Annotated in this window: 9 protein-coding genes; 2 read left to right on the plus strand and 7 right to left on the minus strand. The window is 68.7% G+C overall.

Translation table 11 applies throughout. The features are described from left to right. Together QQK25_RS20820 and QQK25_RS20825 are read left to right on the plus strand one after the other, a co-directional pair. Positions 1-619, plus strand: a 619-nt coding sequence (locus QQK25_RS20820; RefSeq protein ID WP_498027238.1) for a zinc-binding metallopeptidase family protein, incomplete at its 5' end; no start/stop codon positions are given. Between the two features lie 7 nt (positions 620-626). Then, positions 627-1,793: a PQQ-dependent sugar dehydrogenase gene (locus QQK25_RS20825; protein WP_284189686.1), complete on the plus strand. Its 1,167-nt coding sequence runs from the start codon at positions 627-629 to the stop codon at positions 1,791-1,793. Between the two features lie 45 nt (positions 1,794-1,838). Here QQK25_RS20825 and QQK25_RS20830 read toward each other — a convergent pair whose 3' ends face one another. The 7 genes from QQK25_RS20830 to QQK25_RS20860 all read right to left on the minus strand — a co-directional run. Beyond that, a complete protein-coding gene (locus QQK25_RS20830; protein WP_284189687.1) occupies positions 1,839-3,341 on the minus strand; it encodes an aldehyde dehydrogenase family protein in 1,503 nt (500 codons plus the stop codon). A gap of 123 nt (positions 3,342-3,464) precedes the next feature. Further along, complete coding sequence (locus QQK25_RS20835) at positions 3,465-3,944, minus strand: tellurite resistance TerB family protein (protein WP_284189688.1); 480 nt, start codon at positions 3,942-3,944, stop codon at positions 3,465-3,467. Between the two features lie 16 nt (positions 3,945-3,960). Further along, positions 3,961-4,923 (minus strand): WD40/YVTN/BNR-like repeat-containing protein, encoded by a 963-nt coding sequence (locus QQK25_RS20840; RefSeq protein ID WP_284189689.1) that lies wholly within the window; start codon positions 4,921-4,923, stop codon positions 3,961-3,963. Positions 4,924-4,934: 11 nt separating this feature from the next. After that, a complete protein-coding gene (locus tag QQK25_RS20845; RefSeq protein ID WP_284189690.1) occupies positions 4,935-7,298 on the minus strand; it encodes an efflux RND transporter permease subunit in 2,364 nt (787 codons plus the stop codon). 60 nt (positions 7,299-7,358) lie between these two features. Then, complete coding sequence (locus QQK25_RS20850) at positions 7,359-9,137, minus strand: DUF1302 domain-containing protein (protein WP_284189691.1); 1,779 nt, start codon at positions 9,135-9,137, stop codon at positions 7,359-7,361. Positions 9,138-9,167: 30 nt separating this feature from the next. Next, positions 9,168-10,556, minus strand: coding sequence for a DUF1329 domain-containing protein (locus tag QQK25_RS20855; protein ID WP_284189692.1), 1,389 nt, complete (start codon positions 10,554-10,556; stop codon positions 9,168-9,170). Between the two features lie 35 nt (positions 10,557-10,591). Beyond that, a partial coding sequence (locus QQK25_RS20860) for a c-type cytochrome (RefSeq protein WP_284189693.1) occupies positions 10,592-11,072 on the minus strand: 481 nt, incomplete at its 5' end.

Below are 11,072 nucleotides of genomic sequence, written 5' to 3' on the forward strand. Positions count from 1 at the left end.
GGCCCTCGCCCGCTGGCAGACCACCCTGCGGCAAGAGCTGGCCGGCGTCGATGCCGGCGTGAGCCTCGCCCACACCCCCGCCAGCGCCGACGCGGTGCTCACCCCGGCCGAGCAGTCGGTGTGGCTCGCCAGCCTGCACGCCGCGCCCCACGGGGTGCGCCGCCAGAGCCTGGCGGTGCCGGGCGTGGTGGAAACCTCCAACAACCTGGGCATGGCGAGCATCGGGCCCGACGGCGGCAGCTGCAACTTCATGGTGCGCTCGCTGATCGACAGCGGCAGCGAGGCGCTGGCCGACGAGATCGTCAGCCTGTTCGCGCTGTCCGGCACCGCCGCCGGCAAGTCCGGCCATTACCCGGGCTGGGCGCCCAATCCGGCGTCGCCGCTGCTGGCCCGCTGCCAGCGGGTCTATGCGCGGGATTTCGGCGGCGAGTCGGTGGTGAAGGTGGTGCATGCCGGGCTGGAGTGCGGGATCATCGGCGCCAAGTATCCGGGGATGGACACCGTCTCCTTCGGCCCCACCATCCGCGGCGCCCACGCACCGGGAGAGCGGGTCGAGATCGAGGCGGTCGGCAAGGTGTGGCAGCTGCTCACCGCCATCCTGGCCGACATCGCCGCCTGAGCCCGACATGATCCGCCGCCTTGCGCTGCTCTGCGCCCTCCTCGCCAGCACCAGCGCTGCCGGCAGGGGCGATGGCTACGTGACCGGCGGCGAGTGCGCCGGCCTGCCGGCGGTGCCCCTCAAGGTGGCCAAGGGTTTCTGCGTGGGGCTGGCCGCCACCAGGCTGGGCTTTCCCCGGGGCGTGCTGCCGCTGGCGGATGGCCGTGTGCTGGTGGCCGACCTGGGCCGCTGGGATGCGGGCGCCGGGCGGCTGCTGATGCTCACGCCCCGCCCCGGCGGCTTCGACGTAAAGCCGATCCTCACCAAGCTCGACCGCCCCAACGGCCTGCAGGCCGGGCCGGACGGCGCGGTGTACATCGCCGAGGCCAGCCGCATCTCGCGGGTCCGCCTCGACCGCTCGCCGCCGGTGCTGGAGCCGGTCATCATCAACCTGCCAGCCAGCGGGCGGCATCCGCTCAAGCAGTTCGTGTTCGGCCCCGATGGCGCGATCTACGTGAACATCGGCAGCACCTCGGACCACTGCGAGGACGGCCCCGCTGGCAAGCCGTGCCCCGAGGCCGAGCGCCCCGACGCCGGCTCGGCTATCTGGCGCTACAAGTTTGAAAACGGCCGCTGGACGGTGACCGCCTTCGCCCGCGGCCTGCGCAATTCGATGGCCCTCGCCTTTGGGCCGGACGGCACCCTGTGGCAGGGCGAGAACAGCCGCGACGTGCTGCCGGGCAATGTCGTTTCCGACACCCGACCGGCGGACGAGCTCAACCGCGTGCGCGCCGGCGGCCACTACGGCTGGCCCTACTGCACCGGGCTCGACGCCTTCGACCCGGCCTTCGGCAGCGGCGACTGCAGCCGCTACGCCAGGCCCGAGCGCCTGCTGCCGCCCCACTCGGCGCCCCTGGGGATGACGTTCTACGACGGCCCCGGCGTACCCACCGCGTGGCGCGGCAGTCTGGTGATCGGCCTCCACGGCTATCGTCGGCTGGGGCACCGGATCGTGGCCTACCGCTTCGACAAGGCTGGCCAGCCTGCCCGCAATTTCGACGTGCTGGTGGAAGGCTGGGAACGCAGCGCCAGCCACCCCATGGGCGCGCCCACCGACATCAAGGCCGATACCCGCGGCCGGCTGTGGGTGACGGAAGACCGCAACGGCACCCTGCTGATGCTGAGTCCCAACTGAAACCCGGGCGCCGCGGCATCCACACCACGGCGCCCAGCTCCGCGCTTACAGCATCATCACCACCGACTTGGATTCGGTGTACATGTCGAGCACCGCCCGGCCCATCTCGCGGCCGATGCCCGACTGCTTGTAGCCGCCAAAGGGCATCGCGTTGTCGAGGATGTTGTGGCAGTTGACCCACACCGTGCCGGCCTTGATCTTGGGGATCAGCCGATGCACCCGCGACAGGTCGTTTGACCAGATGCTGGCAGCCAGGCCGTAGGGCGTGTCGTTGGCACGGCGGGCCACCTCGTCCAGATCCTCATAGGGCATGGCCACCACCACCGGGCCGAAGATCTCCTCGCGCACCACGCGCATGTCGTCGCGGGCGTCCACCAGCACCGTGGGCTTCACGAAATAGCCCGCGCCCGCACCGGCCGAACCGCCCGCCGCCGCCCGGGCGCCCTCGCCCAGCCCGCTCTCGATGTAGCCCATCACCCGCTGGCGCTGGATGTTGGACACCAGCGGCCCGATCTGGGTGGAGGGGTCGATGCCGGGGCCGATCTTCATGGCGTCGGCGATGCCGGCGAGTTGCTCCACCACCGCGTCGAAGCGGCTGCGATGGACAAACAGGCGCGAACCCGCGGTGCACACCTGGCCCTGGTTGAAGAAGATTGCCTGCGCGGCGCCGGCCGCGGCCTGGGCCGGATCGGCGTCGTCGAGGACGATCACCGGGCTCTTGCCACCCAGCTCCAGCGACACCCGGGTCATGTTGTCGAGGGCGGCCTTGCCGACCAGCTTGCCCACCTCGGTCGAGCCGGTGAAGGCCACTTTCTCGATGCCCTTGTGGCTGGCGAGCGCAGCGCCGGCGGTGTGGCCGAGGCCGGTGACCACGTTGAGCACGCCGGCCGGGTAGCCTGCCTCCAGCACCAGCTCGGCCAGCCGCAGGGCCGAAAGGGGTGTTTCCTCGGCGGGCTTGAGCACCATCGTGCAGCCGGCGGCCAGTGCCGGGCCGAGCTTCCAGGCGGCCATCAGCAGCGGAAAATTCCACGGGATGATTGCGCCAACCACGCCCACCGGCTCACGGCGGGTGAAGCCGAAGAACTCCCGCTCGCGCACCAGCGGCACCGACAAATCCATCGTCGAACCTTCGATCTTGGTGGCCCAGCCCGCCATGTAGCGCAGAAAATCCACCGACAGGGCCACATCCACGTGGCGCGCCATCGTCACCGGCTTGCCGTTGTCGATGGCCTCCAGCTCGGCGAACTCCTGGGCGTGGGCCTCGAGCAGATCGGCCAGCCGCAGCAGCAGGCGCTCCCGATCCACCGGGCGCATCCGCGACCATTCGCCGGCCTCGAAGGCATGGCGGGCGGCGGCCACGGCGCGGTCGATGTCGGGGGCGTCACCGGCCGGCACGCGGCAGAAGGTCTCGCCGCTCGCAGGGTCGATCACCGGCAGGGTTTCGCCGCTGGCGGCGTCCTGCCATTCGGCGCCGATCAGCATGCGGCGGGGTCGGGCGAGGAAGGCGGCGGTGCCGGCCGCCAGTTCGATGCCGTGGAAATTGTTCATGGGCTTGTCTCCTTCATGGTTTTTGTGAGTGAAGCGGTGCCTGCCAGGCCGAAGCCCGGCATGCGGTGCGGCAATCTGGGCGGATTGCCGGGGTTGGAATCGGGGGTTTTGGCGGAAGCGGGATCAGGTCTCGCCGGGCTCGCCGCGCAGCACGCCGGAGCGGGCGCTGGCGGCGGCGCGGGCCAGGGCCACGGCGTCCTCATCCAGCTCCAGCTGGCGGGCGAGGCGGCTCATCAGTCGGCCTTCGAGCTTTTCCAGGCCGTCGGCGTAGGCCACCTCCCACAGCATGGTGAGGATCTCCTGGCGCTCCTCGGGGCCGAAGCCGACGCGCACCGCCTCGGCAAACTCCCAGTCGTCGAGCGCCTCGGCGTAGCGCACCTCGGCCACGGCGACGAGCTCGTCGACGCGCTCCCGGGGCAGGTGGAAGTGCTCCATCAGCAGGCGCTTGACGGCCTGGTGCTCAGCCTCGGAGGCCACGCGATCCACGTACATGGTTTCCAGCAGCAGGGCCGCCACGGCGATCAAGCGGCGCTCGAAGGGGCCGCGCTCGACGGCCTCCGCCAGCAGCTCGCCGCGTAGCAGGCCAATCAATCTTTCCAGCATGGTTGGGTCTCCGAAGTCATTGGGCGACGTGTTCGCGCAGCAGGCCGTTCTGGCCGAGCAGCACCACGGCCTTGCCGGCGGTGGCAACGGCGGCGAGGTTCTGGCGGTCGTCGCGAATGTGGGTGACGAGCTTGCCGTCGCGGGACGTGACCACCGCGCCGCCGGTGCCCACCAGCAGCAGGCTGCCGTCGTCCCGCTCGACGCCGCCGGTAAGGGCCTGGGTGGTGCCGGTGTCCAGCACCTGCCAGTGGGTGCCGCCGTCCATGCTCTCGAGCACCCGGCCGCTCATGCCCAGCAGCAGCAGGTGGCCATCGCGCCGGGCCAGCCCGCCCCACAGGGATCCGGTGACGCCGGTGTTGAGGCGCTCCCAGTGCCCGCCTCCGTCGCGGGAGCGGAAGGCTGAACCGCTCTCGCCGGCGGCGATCAGCGCACCGTCGGGCGCCGCGAAGAGGTGGTTGAGGTGCAGATCGGCGTCGCGCCCCTCGCCCACCTTCATCGGCTGCCAGCTGCGGCCGCCGTCGGCGGTGGAAAGCGCCGTGCCGTAGGCGCCAACCACGTAGCCGTGGGTGGCGTCGGTGAAATGCACGCCCAGCAGCACCGGCTTGCCTTCCACCACTTGCTGGAGCGTCCAGTTTTCGCCGCCGTCGGTGGTGGCGAGGATCACCCCGCCGTGGCCCACCGCCCAGCCGTTCTTCGGGTCGGCAAAGCTCACCGCGGTGAGCAGGCCGCTCACGGGCACGCTGGCGGCCTGCTGCCAGGTCTCGCCGCCGTCGGCGGAGCGCACCACGGTGCCAAAATCGCCCACCGCCACCAGCGTGGTGCCGGCGCGGGTGACGGCCACCAGCCCGGCCCGGCTGGCGAGGCGGGCCTTCATGGCAGGGGTTTCGCCGGCCGGGCGGCTTTCGGCGGCGGTCACCAGCACCGCGCCGGCGGCAAGGCTGGCGGCCAGCAGCAGGGTCATCGTTGTCTTGAGTTTCATGGGCGTCTCCGTCAGTGCATCATCAGCGGCGCCCGGACCGGCCCGCGGCGGGGGACCAGGACGTCGATCATCACGGCCAGGGCCGGCAGCAGGGTGATGGCCATGATCATGTTCACCATGAACATGAAGGTCAGCAGCATCCCCATGTCGGCCTGGAACTTGAGGGCCGAGAACGACCAGGTGGCCACGCCCACCGACAGGGTGACGGCGGTGAACACCGTCGCCACACCCACCTCGCGCAGGGCCTGCTTGAAGGCGGTGACGATGTCCTCGCCGTGGGAGAGGTGCATCTGCAGGCGGTTGTAGATGTAGAAGGCGTAATCCACGCCGATGCCCACCGCCAGCACCATCACCGGCAACGTCGCCACCGTGAGGCCGATATCCAGCGACTTCATGAACCAGTAGCCCAGGAAGGTGGCCAGGGTGAGCGGCACGCAGCAGGCGATCATGGCCCGCCAGTCGCGATACACCAGGAACACCAGCACCAGAATGGTGGCGTACACATAGAGCATCATCGGCAGCTCGGAATGCTCGACCACCTCGTTGGTCGCGGCCTGCACGCCGGCGTTGCCACTGGCGAGGCGCACCGTGACGCCGGCAAACGGGTTGGCGTCGCGGTACTGCTTCACCGCGGCCACCACCTCCTTGATGGTGCTGGCCTTGTGGTCGGCGAGGTAGAGGTTGACCGGCAGCAGCGTGCATTCGGCGTTGTAGAGGCGCAGCCCCTCCGGCACCTGGCGCACGGCTTCGCCGAGGGTGAGTTCCTCTTGCGGCAGCGAGGCCCACTTGGGGTTGCCCTCATTCACGCCCGAGGCCGCCAGCTTGGTGAGCGTGGGCAGCGACTGGGCCGACAGCACGCCGGGCACGTTGGTGAGGTACCACGTCAGCCGATCCACATAGGCCATCACCTCGTGCTGGTAGCAGCCGTCCTTGGGTGTCTCGACCACGACCGTGAGCATGTCGAGGCCGAGCCCGAAGCGGCTCACAACGGCCTCCACGTCCTGGTTGTAGCGGGAGTCGTTGTGCAGCTCTGGCGCGCCGGGCAGCACGTGGCCCACGTGGCGGCCCTGGCTCTGCCACACCGCCACCACCAGCAGCCCGAGGCACACCAGGGTGCCGACGAAGGCGTTGCGCGGGCTGGCAATATGCACGCCGAGGGCCGCCATCAGCCGGTTGCGCATGCCCTCCACCTTGCTCGCCCGAGCCACGAAGCGCCCGTCGAAGCTGAAGAAGCTGGCCAGCACCGGCAGCATGATGAGGTTGGTGACGATCTTGTAGGCCACGCCCACCGACGCGGTGATGGCCAGCTCGCGGATCATCGGGATCGGCACCAGCACCAGCGTGGCAAAGCCCACGAAGGCGGTGATCAGCGCCAGCGTGCCCGGCACCAAGAGGCCGGTGAAGCTGCGGGTGGCGGCGGTGAAACCATCGGCACCGTTGATGACCTCCTTGGCGATGTAGTTCACCTGCTGGATGCCGTGGGAGACGCCGATGGCGAACACCAGGAAAGGCACCAGCACCGCCAGCGGGTCGAGCCCGAAGCCCAGCAGCGTGATGGTGCCGAACTGCCACACCACCGACACCAGCGAGCTCGCCAGCGGCAGGAAGGTGAGCACCCACGAGCGGGTGTACCAGTACACCGCGCCGGCAGTCAGCAAGAAGGCCAGGGCGAAGAACTCGACGACGCTGGTGGCGCCCTCGGAGATGTCGCCCATCTGCTTGGCGAAGCCGATGATGCGGATGTTGGTGTCGGCGTCGGCAAACTTGTCTCGCACCTCGGCCTCGAGCTTGCGGCTGAAGTCGAAGTAGTCGAGCCGCTTGCCGGTGGCCGGGCCGGGGTCGGCCAGCTCGGCCACCACCATCGCGCCGGAGCCGTCGTTGGCCACCAGGCTGCCCATGAAGCCGCCGATGATGGTGCGCTCACGGATGCCGGCGATGTTGTCCGGGGTGAGGGATTTCACCGTCACGTCGCCGCCGATCACGTCCTCGGCCTTCATGCCTTCCTCGGTGATCTGCACCGCCCGGGTGTTGGGCGTCCACAGGGAGGTGACCGTGCGGCGATCGACGCCGGGCATGAAGAACAGCGCCTGGGTGACGTCGTAGAGTTTGGTGAGGGCCTTCTCGTTCCAGATGTCGCCCTTCTTCGATTCGACCACCACGATGATGCGGTTGGCGCCGAAGAGGACGTCCCGGTACTGGTTGAAGGTCTGGATGTATTCGTGGTCCTGCGGCAGCTGCTTGTCGAAGCCGGCCGACATCCTGAGCTGTGCGGCGAACACCCCCATCAGGGCGGTGAAGGCCAGCAGCACGCCCAGGGTCAGCAGCCGGTGTCCGAAGAAGAAGCGCTGCAGGCCGATGACCAGTTTCTCGATCATGTTGGGGTTTCCTGTCTGGGCCAGGGGCGCGGTGCGTGGCCGCGCCCCTGGCCTTGCGGGTCAGAACGAGTAGGAGACGCTGGCGGCCAGGAAATCCCGGTCGCGCATCAGGTTGTTGGCACCGCCGCCCGAGAAATTCACGTACTGCAGGGCGCCTTTCCAGCGGTCCCGATAGTTGGCGAACAGCGACAGGGTGGCGGCCTTGCGCCCTTCCACGAAGGGGATGGCGTTGGGGCTGGTGCCCTTCACGTCGTGGGCGAAGTCGAGCTGCGGCGTGAGGGTGATGCCGCTGCCCATCACGTTGGGGTAGTTGAAGCCGATCTCGGCCACGTAGCCCCAGGACGTGCGGTCCGGCAGCGCGTAGTTGGGCAAGAAGTACGGCGTGTAGCCCGAGCGGTCGAGATCCGGGTAGTGGGCCACGGCGGCTTCGGAGAGGATGAAGCCGTCGGTGGCGCCCAGCGCGGTGGCCAGCCCGCCCAGCGGGTCGTTGCGGGAGAAGGTGTAGAAGGCGGTGACGTGGTACTGCCACTTCTTCTCTTCCACGTAGCCCGGGTGGCGGCCCACGTCATACACGCTGTTCTTGTTGAAGGCGCCGCCGAACACCTGGCCGAAGGGCACCGTCGGGTCGACGCCGACGCTGTCCCGCGGGCGGAAGGACAGCTCCATGCCCACCGCCACATCGCCCACCTTGGTGTTGCCGGAGATGGCGAACAAGTCCTTTTCCTGGCCGTAGGCGAGGAAGTAGCCAGTCACCGCGCCGGCATTGGTGCCGGTGAAGCCCAGGAAGGGTAGCTTGTCGTGGTAGCGCTGGTAGGTGAAGGCGAACTCGGTGTCGATCTCCTCGGCGTTGTAGCGCAGGTTGACCCCGAACTGCCCGCCCCAGCCGGGCTTCTGCTGGCCCAGATAAGGCAGCGCGGTGCCGTTGCTGATCATCTGCTGGTCGGTGAGGCCGGAGCGGTCGCCGCAGGGCGTGGGCAGGCCGAAGTCGTTGCAGATCGAGGTGGGCATGTAGGCCACCCGGTTGCCCTTGCCGATCACGTCGGCGGTGGAGAAGAAGGTGCCCGCCGGGTCGAACTTGAAGCTGTTCCAGGCAAACTGGTAGTAGGCCTCCAGCCCCAGCTTGTCGGTGATGCCGCCAGACCACGACACCATCGGCGCCGGCACGAAGATCTCCTTGAGCTGGGTGCCGGGCACGTGGAACTTCTGCAGGTCGAGGGCGTTGATCTGGTTCACCCCGCCCAGGATGAAGATGTCCTCGCCCCACGAGATCACCTGGTTGCCCAGCTTGATCTTGCCCCGCTGGTCGCCGTAGCGCACTTCCTTGGCGATCCAGGCGTCGAGCAGCGTGGCCTTGGCGGTGACCGACGATTCGGTGAGCTCGGTGCGGCGGGTCTCGTCGGAGCGGAAGTCGTGGAACCAATACACCCGGCCCAGGGCGCTCCAGCCTTCCGGCGCCTTGAGCGAGAGGTCGTGGGTGCCCTTGAGCACCGCCGACACGATGTCGCCCTTCTTGTAGTTGAGGTTGCCGTCGTCGAAGTTGGTGAAGTTGAAGTCGGCGTTGGCGTAGCCGTTGGCCCCCTGGCGGGCCTGCAGCTCGTTATTGGTGCCGTTGTTGCAGCCGCCGCTGTCGTTGCCGACGGTGCGGCAGTCGATGCCCGACATGCGCCGGGTCATGCCGAAGGACACCACCGAGTCGAAGCTGCCCGACAGCCCTTCCTCGCTGCCGAAACGCACCGCCTGGGAGGGGGCGGACCAGCCGGCCACGGCCGCTGCCACCGCGAGGGTCGCCGGCGCCAGGCGAAGCCCGGCCCGGCGATGCGAGATCGCCTGAATGTGCATGATGGGAATCTCCTGAGTGAGGGGCGCAGATCAGCGTTCGCCGCGGCGACGCAGTTCGTCCTGGCTGAAGGTGGCGGTGTTGACCCGGCCTTCCTTGCCGGCGGTGAGGTCGAGCACCTCGCCCTCGGCGGTCCAGTTGTCGGTCACGTAGCGACGGGCCACGAGGTCGTACATCTGGTATTCGTACGACATGCAGGCGCCCACTTCAGGCGCGGCCCACAGGCTGCCTTCCTGCACGCGCCACAGGTTGCCCTTGGCGTCGTACATATCCACGTGGAGCAGCGCCCAGGAATCCTCATCGATGTAGAACACGCGCTTGGCGAAGCTGTGGCGCTTGTCGCCCTTCACAGTGGCCTCGACCACCCACACGCGGTGGGTCTCGTAGCGCATGAAGTCGCGCTTGACGTACTCGGTGCCGAGCATGTCCTTGAACTTGTTCTTCTTGTCGATGAGCTTGTAGGAGTTGTACGGGACGATCATCTCCTTCTTGCCCACCAGCTTGAAGTCGTAGCGGTCCGGCGCGCCGGTGAACATGTTGATCTGGTCGACGAAGTACAGGTTGTCGAAGCCGGCGATGGGGTTGTCGTAGGCGAAGGTGGGCGAACGGCGCACGCGGCGCTGGCCGGGGAAGTAGATCCAGGCGTCCTGGGGCTTGTCGAGGTAGGCGTGGATCAGGTAACCCTCACCCGCGCGGGACGGCGGGGAGAGCACGTCATACAGCAGCTTCGAGTCGATGCCTTCCACGTCCTTGAGGGTGGTGGTCTTGGGATCGTTGAAGGGGTACATCTCGAAGAACCACTGCTTGGTCTCGACGATGGAGCCGTCCTTGTCGGGCATCAGCGCCGAGATCTGGGCGCGTCGGCCGAGGCCGGTGTAGCGGGTCTTGTAGTTCCACAGCACTTCGACGCCGCTCTTGGGGATCGGGAAGGGCACGCCGGCGCCGTAGGCCTGCTCCAGCCGCCAGCCGTCGTCGCCGATCCTGGCGTAGGTGGCGTTCTTCTTGGTGCGCTCGGCCACGATGTCCGGCGCCGGGCAGCTGCGGTGGCTGGGGTACACATCCAGCTTGTAGCCCTTGTAGGCCTTGATGAGGGCGGCCTGGCCCGGGGGCACCTTGTCGGCGTGTTTATCCAGGTTGGACGCATCCACCGAGTACAGCGGCTTGTCGTCCTTGTAGGGGTCGAGGCGGCCGGGCTTCCAGCCGGCGGGCACCTTGGTCATGCCGCCGTCCCAGGCCGGCACGGCGCCGTCCTTGCTGGCGGCCTTCTCGGCGCCGACGGGGGTGAGATCCTTGCCCAGGCGGGCGGCTTCCTGCTCGGAGACCGCCGCCGAGGCGTTGATCGACAACGTGGCGGTAAAGGCCAGCGCGAGGGCGGCGCCCACGACACGCGGCCTGAAGGGGGTGTTGGCTTGTTTTTGCATGATGAGAACTCCCTGTCGAAGGTTTGAATCGATGGCTAGCGGATCGTGATGCCCTGCCCGGCAAGCCGGGTGACGATGGCCGCCCGCTCTCCGGCCACGTTGTCCAGCGGGGCGCTGCGCAAGGCGGTGACCTCCGCCTCGGTGTAGGGGACGAAATCCGCCGGCAGGGTGGGCGCCGAGAAGCTGCGCACCATCCAGTTGAGGAGCCGGGTGACCTCGCGGTTGGAGAGGGCGGAATTCGAGGTGCCCGGCACCTTCACCAGAAAGGCCCGGCCCTCGGGCAGCTTGAGGAAGTGGCCGAGCTGGCCGCGCATGTCGGGCACGCCGGAATCCGGCGCGCCTTGGCCGTCGGCCTGGTGGCAGCCGGCGCAGTGCAGGATGTACTGCATCCGCGCCGTGTGGTCGGCGTCGGCCACGGCCGGCCCGGCGGCCAGCCCACCGCCCGTGAGGGCAGCAGCCAGGGCGAGCCGGGCCGCCTTCATGACCCGCTCCCTTTGCCAGCCGTGCCGCCCGCAC

The organism is Zoogloea oryzae (assembly GCF_030161255.1).
GTDB lineage: Bacteria > Pseudomonadota > Gammaproteobacteria > Burkholderiales > Rhodocyclaceae > Zoogloea > Zoogloea oryzae.